Source organism: Streptococcus sp. 1001283B150225_161107_H12, from assembly GCF_015552665.1.
Lineage (GTDB): Bacteria > Bacillota > Bacilli > Lactobacillales > Streptococcaceae > Streptococcus.
This window is the reverse complement of the sequence record NZ_JADNFC010000008.1, coordinates 42310-67394: the sequence shown is the minus strand read 5'-3', so window position 1 is coordinate 67394 and position 25085 is coordinate 42310. Positions and strand designations below refer to the sequence as shown.

The following is a 25085-nucleotide window of genomic DNA, read 5'->3' as shown; positions in this document are numbered from 1 at the left end:
ACATTGGTTCGTCTTGTTCAGTTTTCAAAGGTCTTTGTCGCTCTCGCGCGACAACTATATTAGTATATCACGACCATGAAATCTTGTCAATATCTTTTTTCTATTTTTTTAAAAAAAGTTTTTCTTTTTTCAAAAAATAGAAAACGAGAAGCATATTCTTCTCGTTTTCTTATGATTATACAAGTTCTTTATATTTTTTCTGTTCTGCTTTATTTGCCCAAACGTAATGTCCAGGTTTGATTTCAACCATTTCTGGCTTGTCGGTTGAATAATCATGCTGATCAGGATCATAAACTTTCAGAACTTTTTTGCGTTCTAGAATTGGATCTGGAATCGGTACAGCTGATAGTAGAGATTGTGTGTATGGATGAATTGGATTATTAAACAATTCTTCCGTCTCAGCTACTTCTACAATAACTCCTTTGTAAATAACCGCAATACGATCAGAGATAAATCGAACGACTGAAAGATCGTGTGCGATAAAGAGATAGGTCAAGCCCAACTCTTTTTGGAATTTCTTAAGGAGATTTAAAACTTGCGCACGTACGGATACGTCAAGGGCTGAAATTGGCTCGTCTGCGATAACAAATTCTGGCTCCATTACCAAGGCACGAGCAATCCCAATCCGCTGGCGTTGTCCACCAGAGAATTCATGAGGATAACGAGTTAAATGCTCTGCTAGAAGCCCCACTTCATGCATAATCTCTTTTACTTTACGTACTCGGTCTTCTTCATTTTCGAATAGGTGATAATTGTACAAACCTTCTGAAATAATGTAGTCGACTGTTGCACGCTCATTCAAACTTGCTGCCGGGTCTTGGAAGATCATTTGAATTTTACGGATTAATTCATTTTCATCCTTACGCGATTGCTTACCATTGATTTTTTTGCCATCATACAGGATGTCACCTGCACTAGTGTCATTCAAACCAATGATTGCACGACCAATTGTCGTCTTCCCACTACCAGACTCACCAACAAGAGAAAATGTTTCCCCTTTGTTGATGAAGAAATTTGCATTCTTTACAGCTACAAATTTTTTACTTCCTTCACCGAAGGAAATTTCTAGATCTTTAACTTCTATTAATTTTTCTGTCATTTCCTTCTCCTAGTCCTTGATTGTAGTGAATCCCATTTTCGCACTGATCTTTTCATGAAGATTATCAATAATTTCTGGTTTATTGACTTTTGGTGCATCTTCATGTAAGAGCCATGTTTTAGCCCAATGTGTATCTGAAACATTGAAGACTGGTGGATGTTCCTCGAAATCAATTTGCATAGCATAGTCTGAACGCAAAGCAAAGGCATCCCCTTTTACTGGTGAATACAATGATGGAGGAGTCCCTGGGATAGAATATAAATCACCTTTAGAGGTAGACAATTGTGGCAAACTTGAAAGGAGACTCCATGTATAAGGATGTCTTGGATCGTAGAAGATTTCTTCTACTTTACCAAATTCTACAATTTCACCAGCATACATTACAGCAACCTTATCTGCAATACTTGCGACTACACCTAAGTCGTGGGTAATAAATATTGTTGTAAAGTTATATTCTTTTTGCAATGATTTCAACAAGTCAATGATCTGGGCTTGGATGGTTACGTCAAGGGCCGTTGTTGGCTCGTCACAGATCAAGATATCCGGACGACAAGCAAGCGCAATAGCAATAACGATCCGTTGACGCATCCCGCCTGAATATTGGAAAGGATATTCATCAAAACGACGTTCCGCTTCTGGGATTCCCACCTTTTCCATATAATCGATGGCCATTTCTCTGGCTTCTTTGGCACTCTTACCTTGGTGTTTAATAATAACTTCCGTAATTTGTGATCCGATTGTATTAATCGGGTCCAAACTGGTCATCGGATCTTGGAAGATGGTTGCAATTTTTGCACCGCGGATATCTTCCCAATCTTTGTTTGACTTGAGTTCTGTTAATTCTTGCCCACGATAATTAATGCTACCATTAGCAATTCGTCCGTTGTCTTCTAACATTCCTGTGAAGGTTTTTGTGAGAACAGATTTACCAGAACCTGATTCACCAACAAGTGCCATGACTTCACCTTCAACAAGGTCTAAGGACACATTGCGAATGGCTGTTAAGACACGATCCCGAACATCAAATTCTACTACGATATCGCGAGCAGATAAGATTACATTTTTATCATTTGTCATATCTACTCCTCCTATCTATGTGTACGTGGATCGCTGGCATCTGCAAGGTTTTGTCCAACGATATAGAATGACAAGGATACCAAGACTAAGACTGTCAATGGAATCCAGAAAAGATACGCATTGGTTGTTACGTTTTGTGAGTAGTCTGAAATCAGACGACCTAAACTTGGAACTGTAATTGGCAATCCCAATCCAAAGAAGGAAAGGAAGGCCTCAGTTGAAATAAAGGCTGGCAACAATTGAGTTGTTGTCGTCACAATAACAGATACCAATTGCGGCAAAATATTTTTAGTCACGATTTTTAGAGTTGGAGTCCCCAAAGTACGGCTGGCCAAGTTGTACTCTAAATCACGGTAACGCATAATTTGGACACGGATAGAATAAGCAATCCCAATCCATCCTGTTACCGTCATCGCCAAAATCAAGTTCCAGAAACCAGCACCGATTGAGTAAGTCAAGACAATAACAATCAACATAAATGGAACGTTTGAAATAACGTTATAAACTTCCATCATGAAGCGGTCGATTGATTTTGACACACCCCAAATCCCACCAATCACTACACCGATTACAACGTTGATCAAGGTAGCAATAAAAGAGATGATAATCGAATTGCGGGCACCAAACCAAACTCCATCAAACAACGATTTACCATTGTTATCTGTACCAAAGAAAGCTTTGGCACTTGGAGGATTCAAACGAGCAGTGAAATCATTTACTTTACTTACATCATTGTAATCAAAGTTTGAAAACATTGGATAAACAAAACTCATCAAGAGAATCCCCACCAAGACTGCTAACATAAAAATGGTTGATTTCTTTTTGAAAAATTGGCGAAATACCGATTTCCAGTAGGAGTACGACGGCGCATCAATTGTTTCAGAGGCAAAGTCGTCACGTTCAACAAATTGGAATTTCTTTTTATCGATTGTAGACATTATTTGCCTCCTTTCTTAGTTGTCAATTTGATACGAGGGTCTACCATAACCATGAGAATATCACCGGCCATTGCTCCAAATACAGCAAGAACAGTAAAGATGAAGACAAGACCCACCACCATGGTATTGTTCGATGCCTTGATGGAATCAATCAACATTTTACCCATACCAGGGAAGGCAAAGACGGTTTCTGTCAAGGTAGCTCCTGAAATAACCAAGACCAATTGAACAGGAATACCTGTAACGATTGGAACCATTGCATTCTTGAAAATATGCTTGCGTGAAATTTCTTTTTCAGAGAGTCCTTTAGCACGTGCAAAACGGACAAAGTCTTGTGAGTGCAAGTCAATCATATAACGACGAATCCAAACAGCCAAACCTGGAGCGGTCAATAGTCCCAGGATGACAGAAGGAAGAACGTACGATCTCCAGTCCTGAGCTCCTAAGACTGGGAAAGAGTCTGGAAGACCGATTATTGAACCAACCAAGCGGACGATGTAGACCAAGGCAATCGTTGGAAGAGCCATCATCAATGTCAAGACAGCTGTTGAGGCACTATCAAACCATGTGTTCTTCAACAAGGCCATGTATGATCCCAATGGAATTGCGATCAAGTAAGCAATTGCAATCCCGATCAAGCCGATAATAGAAGAGCTCACAATCATGGATGGATTTTCATAGTTACTCAAAGTTGCTGTATAAGCATCTCCTTCACCAAAGCGGGCAATATCTTGAGCATCTGCCTTGCTTGGTGATTTGTAAGTACGTGAGTAGATATTGATAGAAGATTCTTTTTTCCCTGTTGGGAAGTTTACTTCACTCTTCTTGGTAGTACCTTGTCCTTGTGTAATAACCTGAAGAACCGGCGTATTTGAATAAGTTGGATAAGATTCACCCAAGTTTAACGATACAAAATTTTGATGAACGAACGGGAATTGACCATTGAAATACAAAAGATATTTATGTTTAGTCCCCGAACCAACTACTGACCAACCAATAGCTGGGTCATTTTCAATGCGAATATAGCGTTCAAGTTTTGGATTGGAAGCATCTTTGATGACATTTGGATGATCAATCTGAATCAGGTTGCCGTAGAATCCAATAACACGTTCAAAGACAGGGACTTCACGAGTTGCGTAAAAGCCTTTGTTTTCAGGGAAACGTTTCAATACCCAGCCATTTCCAAGATTAGAAATGTACTTTTTGTAGATCTTTTCGTTTTCTTTAGTAGGCTCTACAGTTACTGATGAGTCTTCCTTGCTTGCTTTTTCTTTCAAAGCTTTTGAATCAAGATATTCTATATACCCCATACGATCATAGACTGTGTTTTCATAATTGATTTTAGAATCCTTAGTCTTTGCAATCTTATTGTAGTTAGGGTCGTTTTTGAAAATTAAATTTCTTGGGGTTAGCGTATAAATAATTGTATACGTCAATGTCGTAACCAAAAAGATCGACACCAACGAACGTAAAATACGCATAAATATATATTTTTTCATATTCCGTTCCTTTAATGTTCAAAAGAACTTTCTCCCCTATTAGAGAAAGTTCTGATGAAGGTGATTATTTAACGTGTTTTTCTAGTTCTTGCTGAGCTTTTTTATTTGAATCAGCTTTTTCTTTCAACCATTTTTCACGTGCTTGATCATATTGTTTTTTAGTGACAGGTTCATCTTGAACTTCAACATATTTGAAATAAGTTGATCCTTTGTTACCTGTTTGTGATGAAGGTCCAGAGAATGGAACTACTTTTGAAACAACTGTTCCAGCACCTGAACTTGTCATAGTTGGAATCACTAATGCACTATCTGTTAACCAAGCTTGAGCTGCTGCAAATTTGTCGTAACGAGTCACTACATCTTGCGTTTCTTTTTCTGCATCATCAAGCAATTTCGCAAATTCATCTAAACCGACTGCTTTAGCAGAAGCATTGTCGACACCACCAGCAAATCCAAGGTAAGTCTTAGTTTGGTCTGGTGAAGATGGTTGCAAGGTGTCAAGGTAAGTAGATGGATCATCGTAGTCTGGATTCCATCCTACAAGCCCTTGAAGATCCCAGTCAGTTTCTGCAGCTGATGGTACGTTCAATGTAATGTTCAAGACTTCATCTTGGTCCATCATTTGAAGGTCCACAACAACGTTTTCTGTACCAAGTGTTTCTTCAACTGATTGTTTGAAGGATTGCATCCGTGACACAAAGTTTGTTGAGTTTTGTGCAACTGGAACATCCAAATGGATTGGGAATTGAACACCTTCTTTTTGGAGTTCAGCTTTTGCTTTTTCAAATTGAGCTTTTGCTTTTTCCTTGCTATAGAGGCCGTTTTGACCGTCCGCAAGATTCACACCGCTCCATTGATCTCCATAAGTTTGCAACTTGTCTGCTACTACATCCCCAAAGTCTTTACCGTTTACTTGAACAAAGGCAGGTGCAGTGTACATGTTTCGAATAGCAGCCTTAGCGTATTCTTTACCATTGACTTGCGCTGAATAATTTTCGCGGTTCAAGGCAAATGTGATCGCTTGACGGAAATTCTTGTTTAAGATAGCTTTCTTAGTAGAAGATTTTTGATCATCTGACGTCTTAGAAGTATGGTTGTATGCTTGACGGTCAATGTTGAAACCAAAGACTGCTACACCAGCTCCAGGTTGTGTGTTGTAGATATTGTCTTTGTATTTCTCTTCAACAGACGCAAAGTTTGAACTTGCTGGGAAGAGACGAGCAACTGTGTATGATCCATCACTAAAGCCACGCGCCAATGAATCTTGATCTGATCCATCATAATAAGAGAATTTGATCTTGTTGATATGAACGTTGTCTTTATCCCAGTAATCTTCGTTCTTCTCAAAAGTAATTTCTGATTTAGAAGTGATTGATTTCAAAAGGAATGGACCATTGAACAAGATTGATTTGACATTACCTGGTTGACCAAATTCATCACCCTTGCTCTTCAAGAATTCTGTACTAATTGGGAAAAGAACCCCATTAGTTGTTTTTGAATTCCAGAAAGTTTCTGGTTGATTCAAGGTGTATTCAAGCGTATAATCATCTACTGCTTTGACCCCAACCTCAGAGAAGTCTGAAATTTTTCCTTCTGAGTAGTCTTTCAATCCTTTGATTGAGTCTTTCACCAATGGAAGAGATTCTGATTTCTTGTCTGCCGCATGCTTCAATCCAGTAACAAAGTCATGTGCTGTTACTTCACCATGCTCTTCGCCGTCGGCATCATACCATTTAACACCCTTACGGATTTTATAAGTATAAGTCAAACCGTCTTTTGAAACAGACCAATCTTCAGCAATAGATGGTACAAGGTTTCCGTATTTGTCGTTTTCCAACAAACCATCTACACCGTTTGTTGTAATATCGTGTACGGAAGCTTTTGAAGATACAGTGTAATCCAAAGTTGTTGGATCATCTGTATAAACATAGCCATATGTTGTATCTTTTTTTGATGCAGACTTGCTATCTTTTGAGCCAGAACATGCTGCAAGGAAAGTTGCTGCGAGTAATGTTACTCCGGCAAATGCAAAAACTTTACTTTTTTTCATTTTGAGTCTCCATTTTATTGAATTTAGATAGAATTATAGCATAAGTGAGAAAAAAAGTAAACTAAATTTTCTGAATATTTGGCAAGTGAAAGGAGCCACTAAGCGGAGGACTGTCTAAAAAATCAATCCTTTTTAGTGGCTCCTTCCCCTACATAAACTTATGCGTTCTTACTATCCCAGCTATTTAGATTCGATGTGGTTCTTTAATTCTTCTTGGGCTTTTTTATTGGATTCAGCCTTTTCTTTCAACCATTTTTCTTTACTTGCATCGTAATCCTTTGTCTTGATGACTTCTTCTGAAAGTTCAAGATATTTATAGTTGGTTCCAGTTCCTTTTGTTCCAACCCATGAAGCTGCACGACTATACGGAACAGTCCGTTGCAACATTGGCGTTCCACCATTTGAAACAGTTGGCAAGATCAAAGAACTATCGGTTAGCCATGCTTGAGCAGCTGCGTATTTCTCATAACGTACAGCCTGGTCACTCACTTCTGCATTGGCATCTTTTAAGAGCTCTGCATACTTCCCAAAATCAACTGCTGAAATAGCAGGGCTATTCGAGCCTGCATCCACACCTAGATAGTAGAAAACAGAACCGTTAACAGGACTTAAACTCTCTAAATAAGTAGATGGATCTTGGTAGTCTGGCACCCATCCTCCGCCTGCAAGGTCATAATCTTTCTCAGCAGCAGTGTCTGTAAAGTAGGTAATATTGTTAAAGTCATCATCAGATAATTTCTGAATATCTACGACAACATTGTCTGCACCAAGAACAGCTTCTACGGATTGTTTGAAGGAGCTAGCTTGTTGTACCTGACTGTTATCTGTCTGACTAACAACGTAATCCAAATGAATTGGGAATTGTACCCCTTCTTTTTGCAGTTGTTCTTTTGCTTTTGCAAATTCAGCCTTGGCTTTTTCTTGATTGTAGAGAGTGGTTTGGGCATCATCTAGATTTACGTCTTTCCACTCATCCCCATAGGTCACCAATTGTTTCTCAACAACCTTACCGAACTCTTCACCATTTACTTGAACAAAAGTCGGTGGAACCAAGGTGTTTCGAAGAATCTTGGTCGCTGCATCTGCGCCAGATGTTTGTGCAGCATAGGCTTCACGGTCAAAGGCAAAGTTGACAGCTTGACGGAAATCCTTATTTAAAATCGCTTGTTTTGTAGACGATTTTTGAGCATCTGTCGTTTTGGCTGTATGGTTATACTTCTGACGATCGATGTTGAAGCCTAGATAGTAAGATGTACCATATTGAACACCATAAACAATATTATCACCAAATTTCTTTTTCACACTCTTATAAGTGGAGCTATTTGGCATTACCGTCGCAAATGAATATTGTCCATTCTCAAATTTCTTGATGACTGATTCTGGATCTGATCCGTCATTGTAAGTCAACTTCACATTATCAATATGAACATTCTTTTCATCATAGTATTCTTTATTTTTTACAAGTTCAATTTGAGATTTTGAAGTTAAATTCTTCAAATAATAGGGACCGTTATAGAGAATACTACTTGGTTTTAAAGAACCAAAGTCTTTTCCTTGAGATTCTAAGAAAGCTGCGTTAACTGGGAAAAGGACGCCTGATGTCGTCTTAGAATTCCAAAAGCTTTCTGGGCGTTCCAAGGTATATTGAACGGTGTAATCATCTAGGGCTTTCACGCCAACTGTCTTGAAATCTGTTGTTTCACCCTTGGCATAGGCATCCAAACCTTTAATGGAGTTTTGGATTAAGAAGAGACCTTCTGATTTTGATTCCACAGCATGTTTGATTCCTGTCACAAAATCGTGAGCTGTTACAGCACCATACTCTTCCCCTTCACTCGTGTACCATTTAGCATCTTTTCGAAGTTTATAGGTATAGACCAAGCCATCTTCTGAAACTGTCCAGTCTTCTGCCAAACTTGGGATTAAATTTCCATATTTATCATTTTCTAACAAACCATCAACAAGGTTACTTGTAATATCAGACGTCGTTGTACGAGTCGATGCAATGTAGTCCAATGTATTTGGATCTGTTGAATAAATATAAGAATAAGTAGATTGATTGCTGCTTCCACCACCGCAGGCTGTCAATAGAAGAGCGCTGGCTAGAGAAACACCGGCCAGTACGAACCGTTTATTTACTTTCATCACTATCTCCTTATGTTAGGTTTTCTACCATTATACACTATTTCTTCCATTTTACCAACTATCTTTCAAATTTGCCTATGACCTTCGAGTCCTAAGAGAGCAAAATAGGATTAGAGCAGTTGCCTTCTTTTATGATACAATAGTAGAGACAAAAAACAATCGAGGATTCAAACGTGAAAAAAATAATCACCTTACTTCTTTGTCTAATGCTTGCGCTTCTCAGTACGTCTCCTGTAAAAGCGGAGGACCTAGACCTTGGAGCCCAGCATGCTATTGCGATCGATGGGACAACAGGTAAAATACTCTACGAAAAAAATAGTGATGAGAAAAAAGAGGTTGGCGGAATCAGCAACCTTTTGACCACTTATCTCGTTTACGAAGCCATTCAGCAAGGAAAAATCTCTTTAACTGATGATGTGGATATTTCTGATAAAGCCTATCAACTGACAGCTGTTGAAGGAATCAGCAACGTTCCCATGGAAGCCCGTAAATACAAGGTCAAGGACCTGCTCACTGCTCTCCTCGTATCAAACGCCAATAGTGCCGCCATCGCCTTAGCTGAAAAAGTAGCTGGTAGCGAAGAAAAATTCGTCCTGCTCATGAAAGCAAAGCTCAAAGATTGGGGAATTACAGATGCGACGATTGTGAATGCTAGTGGATTGAATCAATCTATCATTGATGGGGATGAGGAAAATAAAAAGAAAAATACCGAAAATAAGCTGAGCGCTTATGATGTGGCAGTCATCGCAAAACATCTTCTAGAAGACTTTCCTGAAGTTACAAAAATCACCTCCCTCTCCCATGCAGAATTTGCTGGAATTCAATTGGAGAGTAGCAACTATATGCTGGAAAACATGCCCAACTATCGAGCTGGGGTGGATGGTCTAAAAACTGGAAATTCCGAAAAAGGAGGGATCTCATTTGTCGCTTCTACCAATCAAAATGGGATTCGAATGATTACCGTTGTCATTGGTGTTGAGGCAATCGATGGTGACCCTTACGCACGATTTGTTGCAACAGCCAACCTGATGAATTATGTGAGCCAAAACTTCGTTCCAAGCCTTATTGTCAGCAAAGGCGAAGCTTACAACAACAGTAAATCAACGGTTCACGATGGCAAGAAAACAAACGCCACTGCTGTTGCCAAGGATGACTTCATCGTGATCGAACGACAAGGAAGCCAAGCAGAAGCTAAAATCACCTTTAAAAGTAGCCAATCTTCATTTAGCGCTCCTATAAAGAAAGGTACTTCTCTCGGAACCCTTACCTACACTGATCCAGAACCCATCGGTCGAGGGTATATCGAAGGTAAAGCCCCTAGTATGGAAATGGTGAGCGGAGAAAATATCCAAAAAAGTTTCTTCTTAAAGGTGTGGTGGAATCAATTTGTTCGTTACGTCAACGAAAAACTATAAATGCTCATAAACAAAAAAAGAGGTCACCCTCTTTTTTTGTTTATTTTATTCCTGTCAACAGAACTTCTATCGAACTTCGAAATAAGGAAAAGCAGTATCGCTGTCTATTGGATGAGTCGGGATTTCTTGTTCAATCACCGCACGCCAACCCGCTACCAATTCTTCAAAAGATAAGCTAGCTTCAGGTGTAGCTGTTGTTAGCTTCCGACCAAACCAAGCCATGGTCGCCGTTTCTAATTGAAGCATGGCATAGCTAATCACAGGAACATTGGCAGCTTCGTAATTTTCATTGACTGCACGGGCCACTGCTGGTGCTTGAGGCAAGAGTTGAAGGCGGATTTTTTCTACAAGTTCTGGATCCAATTCTTGCCAAGAAATTAATTTCCCATCGATTTGATAATACAAATCAAATGTTTCTTGACCCGGCTTAAAATTCACTAGCATAAAGGCACGATCCGCTTTATCAGGACCGCCAACAGCCTTCACAGCATTGATCAAGAGATTTTGTTCCATTTGTCTCCAATAATCATCTGCTTCTTCTGCTAGATCAATTGTAAAGGGTGGAACAATTTCCTCAACAGGAATTTCGCCCTTATTCGCTTTTTCAATATTACCAAATAATTTTTTTAAGAATCCCATTTGCTTCTCCTTTTATCCCCTAACCGACAGATCCTTCCATTTCATAGCTAATCAAGCGGTTGAGCTCAACTGCATATTCCATTGGAAGTTCTTTAGTGAAAGGCTCTACAAATCCCATGACGATCATTTCAGTCGCTTCTGATTCTGATAAACCACGGCTCATGAGGTAATAGAGTTGCTCTTCAGAAATCTTAGAAACCTTAGCTTCGTGCTCCAAAGCAACTTGCGAGTTATGGATTTCATTAAATGGAATGGTATCTGACGCAGATAAGTCATCCATGATAATGGTATCACACTCAATGTGACTGACAGATTTCGCTGAATCTTTATTGAAGGTCACTTGTCCACGGTAGTCAACCTTTCCTCCACCTTTCGCGATGGATTTTGAGACGATTGAAGAGCTGGTATGTGGAGCATTGTGGATCATTTTAGCACCTGTATCTTGGTGTTGCCCCGCATTTGCAAAGGCGATAGAAAGCATAGTCCCACGCGCGCCTTCTCCATCCAGATAAACAGACGGGTATTTCATGGTCGTTTTAGCCCCAAGGTTTCCATCGATCCATTCAACTGTCGCATCTTTGGTCGCTTTGGCCCTTTTGGTTACCAAGTTATAGACATTGTCGGACCAGTTTTGGATGGTCGTGTAACGCATATAAGCGCCATCCAAGGCAAAAATTTCGACAATGGCTGCGTGCAGGCTATTGCTTGAATAAGTCGGTGCTGTACATCCTTCTACATAATGGACGCTAGCGCCTTCATCAACAATAATCAAAGTCCGCTCAAACTGACCTGTATTTTCATTATTAATCCGGAAGTAGGTCTGCAAAGGAACATCGACCTTTACACCCTTCGGTACATAGATAAAGGTCCCACCTGACCAAACAGCTGAGTTGAGGGCTGCCAACTTATTATCCGTTGGAGGTACCAACTTAGCAAAGTATTGCTTAAACAAGTCTGGATATTCCTTCAAAGCCGAATCTGTGTCCGTAAAGATAATTCCTAGCTTTTGGAATTCTTCCTTCATATTATGGTAAACTACTTCAGACTCATACTGAGCAGCTGCTCCGGCCAGGTAAGCACGCTCTGCTTCTGGAATACCAATCCGTTCGAATGTTTCCTTAATTTTTTCAGGCACTTCATCCCAGCTACGTGCAGGTTTATCAGATGGTTTTTGATAATAAATCAAATCATCAAAATCAATATCTGACAAGTCCGCTCCCCAAGTTTGCATCGGCATTTTTTTAAATGCTTCATAAGACTTCAAACGGAACTCCAGCATCCATTCCGGCTCATTTTTCGCAGCAGACAACTCGCGAATAACCGATTCATTCAACCCTTTTCCTGTTGACAAGATTGGATCTACATCATCGTGAAAGCCAAATTTATATTCACCAAGATCAATTGGTTTTGGTTCTACTCTTTCTTCTGTCATATCTTTCCTTTCATTTTCTTTTTAGCGCTCTTCCCATGTGATTACTTTTTCTAGTCTGGACCATCAGCAGCCGAATGTTGATATCATTTCTCACCAGAAGCTCGGTTAAAAAACCGACTTGAATCTTCATCACTTTTATTCATCATTAGGCTTGAGCATCGATTGCTTTCTTGAGAGCATTCCAAGCCAGGGTCGAGCACTTGATCCGTTGTGGAAATTTAGCAACCCCAGCTAAAAAGGCTGCATCTCCCAACTGGTCTTGACAGGCATCTTCTTTGCCTTGGACCATTTCTGAAAAAATAGTCGCCAACTCTAGCACTTCTTCTTTGGATTTTCCTAGGACAACGTCCGTCATCATACTAGCAGAAGCCGTCGAAATCGTACAACCTGAGTTGACAAAGGCAATGTCCTTGATTACTCCTTCATCATCAAACTGAACAGACAAACTAATCACATCGCCACAAGTTGGATTGTTTAAGTTGATTTGTTCAACCCCTTCAATCTTTCCATGGTGATGGGGATTTTTTGAATGGTCAGCTACTACAGCCATATAGAGGCTATCTAATTTAGAAAGTGCCATCGAAAAACTCCTTTGTTTTTATCAGCGCTTCTACAAGCTTATCACAGTCTTCCTTTGTATTGTAGAGATAAAAGCTAGCTCGAGCAGTCGCTGGAACCTCCAAATACTGGATCAAAGGTTGAGCACAATGGTGGCCTGCCCGAACGGCAACCCCTTCATAATCCAAGGCAGTCGCAAGATCATGAGGATGCAGATCCCCTAAGTTGAAGGAAATCACCCCAGAGCGTTTCGCTAAATCTTGGGAGCCATAGATTTTCAAGCCTTCAATTGCTTGAAGTTTGGGAAAGACGTAGGCAATCAAGTCTTGCTCGTGATGCTCAATGGCATCCATGCCAATAGCCTCCAAATAATCAATCGCCGCAGCCAAACCAATAGCACCAGCCATATTTGGAGTCCCTGCTTCGAATTTCCAAGGGAGTTCCTTCCAAGTTGCGGATTGTTCATAGACAAAGTCAATCATTTCCCCACCAAATTCAACAGGTGACATTTGGTTGAGATAGTGCTCTTTTCCATATAAGACTCCAATTCCTGTCGGTCCAGCCATTTTATGTCCGGAAAAGACAAAGAAGTCTGCATCTAGTTTTTGAACATCAATTTTCATATGGGGGACTGATTGGGCCCCATCCACTACCATAATGGCTCCTTTTTCATGGGCCAATTGAGCGAGTTCCTGGATAGGATTGATCACCCCGAGAACGTTAGAAGCATGGGTAATGGAAACAAATTTGGTTCGATCTGTCAATTTTTCTCGGAAATCCTCTAGATCCAGACCACCGTCTTTCAAGTAGGCATAGACCAACTTCGCCCCTGTCTTCCGACAAGCTTCCTGCCAAGGAAGGATGTTGGAATGGTGTTCCATAATAGAGATGAGGACCTCATCCCCCTCTTCGAGGATTTCCTCTGCAAACCGCCCAATCCAGTTCAAACCTGTCGTAGTCCCCCTCGTAAACAAGACCTCTTTGGTCGAGGAAGCGTTTATAAAACGACGGACCGTTTCTCTTGCTGCTTCATAGGACGCGGTCGCCCGTTCGGCCAAGGTATGAACCCCGCGGTGAACATTGGCATTATCCTCTTGGTAATAGCGATTCACCGCTTCTAGGATAGCTTTTGGTTTTTGTGTCGTCGCTGCATTATCTAAATAGACAAGCGGCTCATCATTCACTATTTGATCTAAAATCGGGAAATCTTTCCGAATCTTTTCGACATCTATCATGTTTATCTCTTCAATAATTTATCTTCAATGGTTTGGATCATTTCTTCACGAACTTCTTGGACTGGAATCTCCACGATCACCGATCCAAGGAAACCACGAACCACTAGGCGTTCTGCAGTTGCCTGATCCAAGCCACGGCTCATGAGGTAGTACATGTCTTCTGGATCTACCTGACCGATAGAAGCTGCGTGACCTGCAGTCACATCATTTTCATCGATCAAAAGAATTGGGTTGGCATCGGAACGAGCTTGGTCAGAAAGCATTAACACACGGCTTTCTTGTTGGGCATCTGCCCCTTTTGCTCCCTTGATAATGTGGCCAATCCCGTTGAAGGTCAAGGTTGCCTTTTCAAGAATGACACCATGTTGGAGAATGTTCCCTACCGAATTGCAACCATAGTTGGTTACGCGGGTATCAATCCCTTGTACCTGACGACCACTAGATAGGGCTACGACCTTAAGGTCTGCATGGCTGCCGTTTCCTATCAAGTCACTATCAAAGTCAGCAACGACATTTCCTTCGTTCATGACACCGATCGCCCAGTCAATGCTAGCATCCTTGCCTAGTTTTCCACGGCGGCTAATGTAGGCAGTGACATTCTCACCAAGACGATCAATCGCAGCAAACTTCACTTGCGCACCTGAACGGGCAATGACTTCTACTGTGATATTAGCAGTTGCCTTGGCACTACTTTCTCCACGTGACTCTAACCGTTCAAGGTAACTAATCTTACTGTTCTTACCAGCGATAATCAAGATGTGCTTGTTAAATGGCACATCGCTATCACTATCCTGGTAGAAGACACCCTCGATTGGCTCCGCGATTTCTACATGATCTGGAATATAGAGAACAGCTCCACTATTGAAATAAGCTGTGTGGTAGGCTGCCAACTTGTCATCATCATATTTAACGGATGACATGAAAAATTCCTCTACGACCTCTGGAATTACTTCCAGGGCTGAGTGGAAGTCTGTAAAGATGACTCCCTGGTTGGCCAAGTCAACTGGAATCTGTTCAAATACTGTATGGGTTCCATGCTGAACCAATTTTAATTGATTGTCAATCGCAGTAAAGTCTGGCACAGCCGTGAGCGGCTCACTTTCTGTGATCGTTCCATCGCCAAGATTCCAACGATGAAATTTCACGCGTTCAATCACGGGTAGTTCTAAATCATCAATTTTATCAAAAGCCTTCTGGCGCAATTCCTGCAACCATTGGGGCTCTGCATGCATTTCTGAAAAAAGTTTGATATTTTCTTTGGTCATTTACTCCTCCTCAAAGATCCTGTTCAGTTTTGGACACAAGATTAGAGTTCTTCTTTGTAGTCGTAACCTAACTCTTCTGCTAATTTCGCGTATCCTTCACGCTCCAAACGCACAGCAAGTTCAGGACCACCTGAAAGGACGACACGACCTTCCATCATCACGTGAACTACATCAGGAGTAATGTAGTTTAAAAGACGTTGGTAGTGGGTAATAATCATGGCACCAAAACCTTCGCCACGCATTTCATTAACACCTTTTGAAACCACTTTAAGGGCATCGATATCCAAACCAGAGTCAATCTCATCAAGGAGGGCAAACTTCGGTTCCAACATCAACAATTGCAGAATTTCATTGCGTTTCTTCTCACCACCTGAGAAACCTTCGTTCAAATAGCGTTCTGCCATTTCTTCCTTCATATTGAGGAGTTCCATTTTCTGGTCCAATTTTGTGATAAAATCACGAACAGAAATTTTTTCGTCCTCTTCTTTGCCAGCATTCATGGCTGCACGAAGGAATTCAGCATTGGTAATCCCTGGAATTTCTGATGGGTATTGCATAGCCAAGAAAAGGCCCATGCGAGCACGTTCATCCACTTCCAATTCAAGGATATTCACTCCATCAAATAGAATTTCACCCTTGGTCACTTCATAGTTTGGATTCCCCATGATGGCTGCAGATAGGGTTGATTTCCCTGTCCCGTTAGGTCCCATGATGGCTGCAATTTCCCCTGTTTTAAGGGTCAAGTTTACGCCTTTTAAAATTTCCTTGCCTTCAATTTCTACATGAAGATCTTTAATCTCTAATACTGACATTTGTATTCCTTTCTGCTATAGAGTTTTGTCTTATCTAGTATAACAAAAAAAAGCCTAAAAGGCTTTTCTGGTGTTTAGAATCGTTCTTATTTAGTCTTGTTTTTTCTATTTTTTCGAACTTCCTCTCGATAGGCAGAATTTCCTATATAGCGTAAGCAATTTAGGAGCGGACTATGGTTAGGACCTAGGACTCCAATCAATTCTGCTAATAATTCAACTCCTAATACCAAACCGATGACAAGCAGAACGCCACCAATACGAGTCGAAATATTCAATAGAAGAGAAATCATAGCAAAAATCATCGAAATTCCATAGATGACCAAGACGGTTCCACGATGCGTTAAGCCCAAAGAAAGTAGGCGATGGTGCAAGTGATTACGGTCTGGGGCATAGAACTTCTGACCAGAGAGAGTCCGACGAACAATCGCTAAAAAGGTATCCGTAATGGGAACTCCCAAGATAATCATCGGCGTAACAACTGCAACAGCCGTCGCATTCTTAAGACCTTGCAAGGATAAAACAGAGATCATAAAACCAATGAAGAGGGCTCCTGTATCCCCTAAATAAAGAATCGCTGGATGATAATTAAAGGGGAAGAAACCAGCAATGGCCATGACTAAGACAAAAATCGTCATAGTCAGAAAGAGATTGGGCACTGGGAGAAAGAAATGAGAAACAATCCCCATCGTCACCAAGGAAATAATCGAAACCCCACTGACCAGGCCATCCAAACCATCAATCAAATTGACTGCATTGGTAATCGAAATGATCCAAATGACTGTTAAAATATAGGACAACCAGGGATCAAAATGAAGAAATGGCCCTCCAAAAGGGATCTTGAAATCATTTAAGCGAAAATCTGTAAAGAACCAGATCACACTGGCCCCTAGGAAAATCCCCAACATCTTTAACCGCGGTGATAATTCTTTTATATCATCGATTAAACCAGTCAGGCCAATGATCCATCCTCCAACAACAACTGGTAAAGTATAGGTCAGATATGATGTCTTAGCTACATAGCCTTTGGTAATCATCGGTAGCAATACCACGGTTGCAATGGTGAAAGCAAGAAGAATGGCTAAACCACCAGCGCTGGGCATTGGTTTTTTATTGATCCGACGCGCATTTGGATAGTCTACGGCATCTATTTTAAAGGCCAGTAACCTCACAAAGGGAGTTAGAATCAAACTGATCAAAAAAGTTGCAATCAGGACCAGGATAAATTGTAATGGAAAAGTAATCATACCAAATTAACCTTTTGAAGTTCGTGAATAGCATCTGAGACGAGCAAGAGATGGCCATGTTCCTGGAGGACAGCTCTAGTAGTATCTGTATCTTCCGCATATTCACGCATGGTTGCCAAGAGCCAACCTGGATAATCTTGCGGGCACCCTTCCAAATCAATCAAGACGGTTAAATAGTAAACCCCGTCCATTTTATAAAGTTCCGAAGTCTCGACCGCATAATGAACTGTTTTTGTAAACCGAATCACTTCTTCTAACTGAGAAAACTGGAGGATATAATAAATATACCGTGTATCTACTGGATGATTCGGTGTATCTTCTTCTGAAAGCTGATTCTCATCAGCCAATTCCTCAGCTTCTAAATGACGGATAGCATCGCCGTCTCCCTTACTCTTTTCAGAGATGGTTTTTTCCAAGGTCTTGATAAATTCGTCCGGAGACATTTGCGACAATTCTTCCATATCAGGCAAGTCGGAAAAATCTTCAAAATTTAGATGCTGGTCAATTTTTGATTTGGTCACAAAAACATCGAGCTTATCCGGCTTAGGAGTCACTCGGAAACTCAACATGCCACTGTCTAAGAAGCTTTCTGGCATTTCCAATTCATCTAAGATGGTATAGAAAAATTCTTCTGTTTTTTCTTGAGGCACCAAAAAATCGGCCATTTCCATGCCTCGTTCCTCTAAATCCTCTAATTGAATCGTGATTTTTATGGTTGAATCACTGATTTGCTTCATCTTCATGACTGCACCTCATACTGTTAGTCTTTCTATTATACTAAAAAGGGACATATTTTTCAAAACATGACCCCCCACCTCAGATATGAAAAAACCTTAAACAAAAGAGCACTTCCTCCCCCCTCAAACATAGCCATTTGAAGAGAAAGAAGAAGCACTCCTATCTCATGATTAGATAAAGATTTTAATTACTGCATAGACCAGCAAAATCGCTCCCAAAACAATCCGATATTTTCCAAAAACTGTGAAGTCATGAGTTTTAACATAATCTGTCAAGAAGCGAATCGCTACCATACTGACTCCGAAGGCAACTGCCATAGCGACCAAAAGGATTGTTCCTTGGCTGAAGCTTAAAGCATTTCCTCCCAAGACAAACTTAGCGACCTTTAATAGGCTAGCTCCAAACATGGCAGGAATCCCCAGATAGAAGGTAAATTCTGTCACAACGGAGCGGCTAACTCCATTGACCAAACCACCTACAATTGTTGCACCTGACCGACTGGTTCCTGGGAAAAGTGACAAGACTTGGAACAAACCAATATAGAGAGCAGTCTTATAAGGCAACTTGTGTAATTCCGTCACTTCTGGCTCTACTTGCTCTCGTTTTTCAAGGTAAATAAAGGCCCAACCATAGGTGATCAGCATGATGGCTACAGAAAAAGAGTTATGAAAATGAGCTTCAAACCAATCATCTAATTTAAAGACAAAGAGCAAAGGCAGGGTCGCCACAGCAACCTTGGCCCACAATTGCCAAGTCCGTCTCACCTCTTTTTTCGATTTTCCAGGCTTAAAGGGATAAAGCTTGTCGAAGTAAATCACGACGACGGCCATAATAGCACCAAGCTGAATAACAACATTAAACATCTCCATAAAGGCAGAGTTTTGATCCTTAAACTGGATAAAGTCTTGAATCAAAATCAAATGACCTGTACTTGAGATTGGAAGCCACTCGGTGACTCCTTCAACGATTCCAAAAATAATCGCTTTTATCACTTCAATGATAAACATCTTCTTCTCCTAAACTTACATTTGCTATATTATAACACATTTCTAGCCATAGAACCAGATGCGCTTGCAAGGATGCATAGACTAAAAAAGTGAGGTAGATCCTACCTCACTTTTCTAAAATTGTAACTACAACTGTGGCTAGCTAGCACTTGTGCGACTCTAAAAAGCACCGAAGCCACCGCCACCACCGCCACCAGAGAAGCCACCACCAGAACTACCACTTGAAGACACTGTAAAATGACTAGCAGTTGTCGCGGTCGTTCCATAAGTAGATAAGAGATGGCTGGAATGGATCAGATTACTACGAAATGGAGTGTAGACATAGGCATCCATACTTGGGTTATCCAAGTGGATTTGACGAAGTTTCATCACTTTACTTACTTGATCTGCAAAACCAAACAGAGTAGCATAGACTAATAAGCGATTCCATAAAACCAGCGATTGAACTTCTGCTTCTTCCAAATGAGCGATATCCCGCAACATATTACGGAAGCTATCCCAGTAATAGCGCTGTTCTGCACCGAGGTCCGTTGGGACTCCATCCCGTCGATAGAGGGTGAACTTCCCTTGGAAGGATGCTGGAAGAATCCACATCACCAACACATAGATCACACAAAAGATAGAGAGCCAATTCAAGATGAAATAAGCAATTAGACCGGCTACCAAAGCAATGCTCCATGCTGCCCATCCAAAGAAGAGGCACATACGGCCTGCACGTTCCTCCCCTGCCTCTAAAGGACGGTAGTAAGGAGAAAGGGCAAAGGTTTGGATCTTTTGTTGAACTGCCTGAGCGACACGAGAAATCGCTGCATCAATCCGATCTTGCGCTTGTTTTCCACGCTTGCGAATAGCATCTTGATCTTTTTCAGAGGCATATTTATAGAGAGAATCCGAAATTTCATAATCTGAAAACAAGTCATCTGTTCTACAATATTTTTGAGAACCGAAAGCTAGTCTAAGAAATTCGCGCTCAAATTCATCCAATGTATCTTCATTTTGAATGGTTAAAACTGTATGAGTGTCGTATTGCTCACAGATGATATTTTTTCGATCAATCAAATCAAGTAAGGTTGCTTGCACCAACTGATCAAATTTAAAGACGCCCCGAGCGTGTTTTTTGGTTGGAGAAATCTCATCTAGCTCTGTAGAGTATACAATCGAGGCCATTAGTAGAGGCGCAACGTCATTTGGAATCTCATACAAGCGGCTATTTTTTGGGAAAACTCTGGTAGAAGTCACAGATTGTATGAATCGATGACGATAATAAATAGCAAGAAGAAGGAAGAACAGAATAAGGATTGGGAGTAGGACCTTCATAAATAGGCGAATCCAGGTCCGTTTTTGAACAATTCCTGCTTCCGTCCGATGATAGTTGGACTCCTCCATCAAACCTGTATCGCGATAGGATTCCCCAAAGGAAGCTATATCCGATTTCCGCCAGTAAGCATAAATTTCAACACCTTCTTTTCGTTTCAGATTCTCTAGAGTAGCCTTATAGTTTGCTTCTTCTTTCTGAACAGTTGCCTCAGCCCCCATATAAGCCGTATGGATATTCAGTTCCGATTTCGAGGCAGCTGTGGCAAATTTCGGGATAACCTGTAACTCTACTTTTTTGACCTCTTGATCCCCATCACTGATTGGTTTCCAGTTCAATAATAGGATATCTTGGTGAACATAGAGCAGGTTTTTTAAGCGCCAGGTAACCTTTATCTTGACAGTATCCCCTGCACTTCCGCCGTTATAAATCTTCACCTGATAACCATCGCCTAAATTATGAACTTCTGGTTCTTGCGACAAGGTTCTACCTTCCACTTCCACCAAAGGAGGAATTACTATTTCAAAACCTTGAGGCATTTTACCAGCACTTCCCAAGCTGACATATTGACCATTATAGGAAGTTGTAAAATGATAGACCAATTCTTCCTCATAGGTAGCATCGTCCCAAGTTTCCAAGGTAAGAGTCCCCCGATAAGACTGAACCTCATAGGAAGGACCATCCGCTTTTACAAAACCTGTTATAAATAGACAGGCCATCACTGCCAATAGAACATACAGAATTTTTTTCATTTCCCCTATACTCCTTTGGTTTATTATAGCATTTTTTCATGAAAAGGTTATCAGGTTTGAAAAGTAGACCAATTTCCTGTACAATAAGATGATACTATTTATAAAGGAAGAGGAGACTACATGAAAAAAACAATTTATGCTCTCTTTACCGGACTACTTTTGTGTCTGGGAATGAGCCATATTGTCAAAGCAGATGAGTATCTCCGGATTGGAATGGAGGCTGCGTATGCTCCTTTCAACTGGACTCAAGAAGATGATTCAAATGGAGCCGTAAAGATTGATGGCACCAATCAATATGCCAACGGGTACGATGTTCAAATCGCCAAAAAGGTTGCTGAGGGACTAGGTAAAAAACCTCTGATCGTAAAAACATCTTGGAACGGACTAATTCCAGCCCTCACTTCTGGGAAAATCGATATGATCATCGCCGGGATGAGTCCTACTGCTGAGCGCAAAAAAGAGGTTGCCTTTTCTAATAGCTACTATACTAGTGAGCCAGTCATGCTGGTCCGCAAAGATGGAAACTATGCGAATGCCACTAGTTTAGATGACTTTAAGGATGCCAAGGTCACCTCTCAACAAGGGGTCTACCTCTACTCGCTCATCTCCCAACTCAAGGGTGCAAAACAAGAAACTGCAATGGGAGACTTTGCTCAAATGCGCCAAGCTTTAGAATCTGGTGTTATCGATGCCTATGTTTCTGAGCGTCCAGAAGCCTTGACAGCTGAGTCCGCTAATTCAAAATTTAAGATGATCCAATTCAAAAAAGGATTTGAAGTTGGGGAAGAAGATGCGACCATCGCTATCGGGATGAAGAAGGGTGACGCTAGACTTGACCAAGTCAATGCGGCACTAGCGAAAATTTCATCTGAAGACCAAGTCAAACTCATGGATGATATGATCAAGAAGCAACCAGCTTCCAGCGATGCTAGTGATGATGAGCAGACTTTCTTCAGCCAAATGATGAAGATTTTGAAAGATAATGGCCCACAGTTCTTACGTGGAACTGGTATGACCCTCCTCATCTCCATGACAGGGACCATTGCTGGTTTGATTATCGGTTTGTTGATCGGTGTCTTCCGGACTGCACCTATGTCTAAAAACAAGGCTCTCGCTGCCTTGCAAACATTCTTTGGTTGGTTCCTCAATGTCTACATTGAAATCTTCCGCGGAACTCCGATGATCGTTCAATCCATGGTTATTTTCTACGGTTCAGCCCAAGCCTTCAACATTTCCTTGGATCGTACCTGGGCCGCCATCTTTATTGTTTCGATCAATACAGGGGCTTATATGAGCGAGATTGTTCGTGGAGGAATCTTAGCAGTGGATACTGGTCAGTTTGAAGCAGCGACTGCTCTAGGAATGACCCATGGACAAACCATGCGCAAGGTCGTCCTTCCTCAAGTTATTCGCAATATCTTGCCAGCGACAGGGAATGAATTTGTCATTAACATCAAGGATACATCTGTCTTGAATGTTATCTCCGTGGTCGAACTTTACTTTACAGGAAATACGGTCGCAACTCAAAACTACCAATACTTCCCAACCTTTACTATTATTGCGGTTATTTACTTTATCCTGACTTTCACTATCACCCGTATCCTTCGTTACATCGAACGTCGCTTAGATTCTGATACCTATACAACAGGTGCCAATCAAATGCAAGTCAAAGAGGTGAAATAATGGCAGAAAAAATACTTGAAATCAAACACTTAAAAAAATCCTACGGTCAAAACGAAGTTTTGAAGGACATCTCTCTTTCTGTTGAGAAGGGCGAAGTAATCTCTATCATTGGGAGCTCTGGTAGTGGGAAATCTACCTTCCTTCGTTCCATCAATCTCTTAGAGACACCGACTGATGGGGAAATCCTCTACCGGGGGCAAAACGTTCTTGATCCTGACTATGATCTCACCCACTATCGGGAAAAATTGGGCATGGTTTTCCAAAGCTTCAACCTATTTGAAAACTTAAATGTCTTAGAAAACACCATTGTCGCTCAGACAACTGTCCTAAAACGGGACAGAGAAACGGCTGAGAAGATTGCTAAAGCGAATTTAGAGAAAGTTGGTATGGGAGAACCTTATTGGGCTGCTCGTCCAAAACAACTTTCAGGAGGACAAAAACAACGGGTCGCTATCGCTCGTGCTCTCTCTATGGATCCTGATGCCATTTTGTTCGATGAACCAACCTCTGCTCTGGACCCTGAAATGGTCGGAGAAGTTCTTAAAATTATGCAAGACTTAGCCAAAGAAGGCTTAACCATGATCGTGGTAACCCACGAAATGGAATTTGCACGAGACGTCTCAAGTCGTGTTATCTTTATGGACAAGGGGGTCATCGCTGAACAAGGTGATCCGAAAGAAATCTTTACCAATCCAAAAGAAGAACGGACCAAAGAATTCTTACAACGTTTCTTAAACTAAAACAAACTCCCTCACTGGAAATCCTTCCGATGAGGGAGTTTTTAAATACCATCAATTGAAAGCACGATTCCTCTCATAAACTTGTTGAAATCCTATGATAGATATGAAGTAAGCTAGTGATACTTTCCTACGATATCCTGATTTATACTATATAAAAAGAAGGGAAGCTTTTTCCCTTCTTTTTTATATCTAAGTTTAATTTTCGAATTTTTGATGATTCTTATCATAAAAATCGATCAAGCCAAGCGCAGTTTCAAACGAAATGTTTTTCACTTTTGCACGACCTTGCGCAAGTGCAATGATAGACATTTCACGGGCGTTCGTTTCTTTACTGATACGATAGCCAGTGATCTTTTTATCACGTACCCAACCAACAACTGATTCCACTTTTTCGAAGTTCGATTTAGCCATGATTCTTCTCCTATATTATTATTTCCAATACTAATATAAAATTTTTTGCATATTTTGTCAACCATAATAGCTGAAAATACGAACAATTTTAAAAAAGTCAGATATTTTGTTATTTAGCTTTTAAAGCTGATAGGATTTGGGTGCGAATATTCTCTACGCCATCCGGATTTGCTGGTAAGAAGAGGGTATTGGTGCCTTGTTTTTCTGCAAAGTTATTCAAAGTATCCAAATATTGGTTGGTCAAAAGAATCGACATAATCTGTTCTTCTGTCAAATTAACATTGGTGTCTTTCAATTCCTTGATAGAATCTGCCAAACCATCTACAATGGCCTTCCGTTGCTCTGCAATCCCGACCCCGTGAAGGCGATCTTTTTCAGCTTCCGCTTCGGCTGCAGTAACAATCTTAATCTTGTCCGCTTCAGCCAATTCTTGAGCAGCCACACGTTTCCGTTGAGCAGCGTTGATCTCATTCATTGACTGCTTGACTTCAGCATCTGGTTCAACCTTGGTAATCAAGGTTTTTACAATGATATACCCGTAGGTTGACATTTCTTCAGCTACTTGTTTTTGAACCTCAAGGGCGATTTCATCCTTTTTCTCAAACAATTCATCCAAGGTCAACTTTGGAACAGATGAGCGCAAGGCATCTTCGATGTAAGATTTGATCTGAGCCTCTGGACGCATCAATTTGTAGTAAGCATCCGTTACATTGTTTTCATTTACACGGTATTGTGTTGCGACATTCATGGTAACGAATACGTTATCTTGTGTCTTAGTTTCGACTACAATCTCGCTTTGCAAGAGACGCAATTGCACACGCGCAGCAATTTTATCGATACCAAATGGTGCACGGACATGAATCCCACTGTTGCTGATCTTTTGGTAGCGTCCAAAACGCTCAATAATCGCAACAGATTGTTGTTTCACCACATAGAGTGAGCTAATGAATACAGTAGCTCCAACTACTAGAATAGCCAATAGAAAAATCCAAATCATTTCCTGATTCTCCTTTATATTTTATTACTTTTTT

21 protein-coding genes are annotated in these 25085 nt (G+C 40.8%); 3 read left to right on the top strand and 18 right to left on the bottom strand.

Annotation, left to right across the window (positions count from 1 at the left end; all coding sequences use genetic code 11):
- Positions 1 to 175: 175 nt before the first annotated feature.
- The 6 genes from I2C87_RS09670 to I2C87_RS09645 form a co-directional block, all read right to left on the bottom strand.
- Positions 176 to 1099, bottom strand: coding sequence for an ATP-binding cassette domain-containing protein (locus I2C87_RS09670; RefSeq protein WP_048714745.1), 924 nt, complete (start codon positions 1097 to 1099; stop codon positions 176 to 178).
- A gap of 9 nt (positions 1100 to 1108) precedes the next feature.
- On the bottom strand, positions 1109 to 2176 hold the full coding sequence (locus I2C87_RS09665; protein ID WP_125335844.1) for an ABC transporter ATP-binding protein: 1068 nt from the start codon (positions 2174 to 2176) through the stop codon (positions 1109 to 1111).
- A gap of 11 nt (positions 2177 to 2187) precedes the next feature.
- Entirely contained in the window at positions 2188 to 3114 is a 927-nt protein-coding gene (oppC, locus tag I2C87_RS09660) for an oligopeptide ABC transporter permease OppC (protein ID WP_048692005.1), read from the bottom strand.
- A complete protein-coding gene (locus tag I2C87_RS09655) occupies positions 3114 to 4613 on the bottom strand; it encodes an ABC transporter permease (protein ID WP_129822746.1) in 1500 nt (499 codons plus the stop codon). The genes oppC and I2C87_RS09655 overlap by 1 nt, the downstream gene beginning before the upstream one ends.
- A 64-nt stretch (positions 4614 to 4677) precedes the next feature.
- Positions 4678 to 6663, bottom strand: a complete 1986-nt coding sequence (locus tag I2C87_RS09650) for a peptide ABC transporter substrate-binding protein (RefSeq protein ID WP_195324804.1) — start codon at positions 6661 to 6663, stop codon at positions 4678 to 4680.
- Between the two features lie 180 nt (positions 6664 to 6843).
- On the bottom strand, positions 6844 to 8808 hold the full coding sequence (locus I2C87_RS09645) for a peptide ABC transporter substrate-binding protein (RefSeq protein WP_126403802.1): 1965 nt from the start codon (positions 8806 to 8808) through the stop codon (positions 6844 to 6846).
- 173 nt (positions 8809 to 8981) lie between these two features.
- Between I2C87_RS09645 and pbp3 the strand changes: the two genes are divergently transcribed.
- Positions 8982 to 10223 (top strand): D-alanyl-D-alanine carboxypeptidase PBP3, encoded by a 1242-nt coding sequence (gene pbp3, locus I2C87_RS09640; protein WP_233332433.1) that lies wholly within the window; start codon positions 8982 to 8984, stop codon positions 10221 to 10223.
- A gap of 66 nt (positions 10224 to 10289) precedes the next feature.
- On the opposite strand, the gene I2C87_RS09635 is transcribed toward pbp3, so the two are convergent.
- The 10 genes from I2C87_RS09635 to I2C87_RS09590 all read right to left on the bottom strand — a co-directional run bounded on the left by I2C87_RS09635 (position 10290) and on the right by I2C87_RS09590 (position 21220).
- Positions 10290 to 10862 carry a hypothetical protein gene (locus tag I2C87_RS09635; protein ID WP_195324802.1) on the bottom strand — a complete coding sequence of 191 codons (573 nt, stop codon included), beginning with the start codon at positions 10860 to 10862 and terminating at the stop codon, positions 10290 to 10292.
- A 19-nt stretch (positions 10863 to 10881) separates the two neighbouring features.
- Positions 10882 to 12294, bottom strand: a complete 1413-nt coding sequence (sufB, locus tag I2C87_RS09630; RefSeq protein WP_006594961.1) for a Fe-S cluster assembly protein SufB — start codon at positions 12292 to 12294, stop codon at positions 10882 to 10884.
- 145 nt (positions 12295 to 12439) lie between these two features.
- Positions 12440 to 12874 (bottom strand): Fe-S cluster assembly sulfur transfer protein SufU, encoded by a 435-nt coding sequence (gene sufU / locus I2C87_RS09625; protein WP_195324800.1) that lies wholly within the window; start codon positions 12872 to 12874, stop codon positions 12440 to 12442.
- Complete coding sequence (locus tag I2C87_RS09620; protein WP_195324797.1) at positions 12861 to 14087, bottom strand: cysteine desulfurase; 1227 nt, start codon at positions 14085 to 14087, stop codon at positions 12861 to 12863. The genes sufU and I2C87_RS09620 overlap by 14 nt, the downstream gene beginning before the upstream one ends.
- Positions 14088 to 14089: 2 nt before the next feature.
- Complete coding sequence (gene sufD / locus I2C87_RS09615; RefSeq protein ID WP_195324795.1) at positions 14090 to 15352, bottom strand: Fe-S cluster assembly protein SufD; 1263 nt, start codon at positions 15350 to 15352, stop codon at positions 14090 to 14092.
- Positions 15353 to 15393: 41 nt separating this feature from the next.
- Positions 15394 to 16164 carry a Fe-S cluster assembly ATPase SufC gene (sufC, locus tag I2C87_RS09610; RefSeq protein WP_048692034.1) on the bottom strand — a complete coding sequence of 257 codons (771 nt, stop codon included), beginning with the start codon at positions 16162 to 16164 and terminating at the stop codon, positions 15394 to 15396.
- 86 nt (positions 16165 to 16250) lie between these two features.
- Positions 16251 to 17408: a glycosyltransferase family 4 protein gene (locus I2C87_RS09605; RefSeq protein ID WP_195324792.1), complete on the bottom strand. Its 1158-nt coding sequence runs from the start codon at positions 17406 to 17408 to the stop codon at positions 16251 to 16253.
- Positions 17405 to 18151, bottom strand: a complete 747-nt coding sequence (gene mecA, locus I2C87_RS09600) for an adaptor protein MecA (protein ID WP_006594967.1) — start codon at positions 18149 to 18151, stop codon at positions 17405 to 17407. Before mecA ends, I2C87_RS09605 begins: the two co-directional genes overlap by 4 nt.
- Positions 18152 to 18316: 165 nt before the next feature.
- Positions 18317 to 19153, bottom strand: coding sequence for an undecaprenyl-diphosphate phosphatase (locus I2C87_RS09595; protein ID WP_195324790.1), 837 nt, complete (start codon positions 19151 to 19153; stop codon positions 18317 to 18319).
- 159 nt (positions 19154 to 19312) lie between these two features.
- Positions 19313 to 21220: a DUF2207 domain-containing protein gene (locus I2C87_RS09590; protein ID WP_195324788.1), complete on the bottom strand. Its 1908-nt coding sequence runs from the start codon at positions 21218 to 21220 to the stop codon at positions 19313 to 19315.
- Positions 21221 to 21340: 120 nt separating this feature from the next.
- On the opposite strand from I2C87_RS09590, the gene I2C87_RS09585 reads away from it, so the two are divergent.
- Together I2C87_RS09585 and I2C87_RS09580 are read left to right on the top strand one after the other, a co-directional pair.
- Positions 21341 to 22903, top strand: coding sequence for an ABC transporter substrate-binding protein/permease (locus tag I2C87_RS09585; RefSeq protein WP_048788757.1), 1563 nt, complete (start codon positions 21341 to 21343; stop codon positions 22901 to 22903).
- Positions 22903 to 23643 (top strand): amino acid ABC transporter ATP-binding protein, encoded by a 741-nt coding sequence (locus I2C87_RS09580; RefSeq protein WP_009732258.1) that lies wholly within the window; start codon positions 22903 to 22905, stop codon positions 23641 to 23643. Before I2C87_RS09585 ends, I2C87_RS09580 begins: the two co-directional genes overlap by 1 nt.
- A 195-nt stretch (positions 23644 to 23838) precedes the next feature.
- Here I2C87_RS09580 and I2C87_RS09575 read toward each other — a convergent pair whose 3' ends face one another.
- On the bottom strand, positions 23839 to 24054 hold the full coding sequence (locus I2C87_RS09575) for a hypothetical protein (RefSeq protein WP_006594972.1): 216 nt from the start codon (positions 24052 to 24054) through the stop codon (positions 23839 to 23841).
- Between the two features lie 109 nt (positions 24055 to 24163).
- On the bottom strand, positions 24164 to 25051 hold the full coding sequence (locus I2C87_RS09570; protein ID WP_023022202.1) for an SPFH domain-containing protein: 888 nt from the start codon (positions 25049 to 25051) through the stop codon (positions 24164 to 24166).
- Between the last annotated feature and the right edge of the window lie 34 nt (positions 25052 to 25085).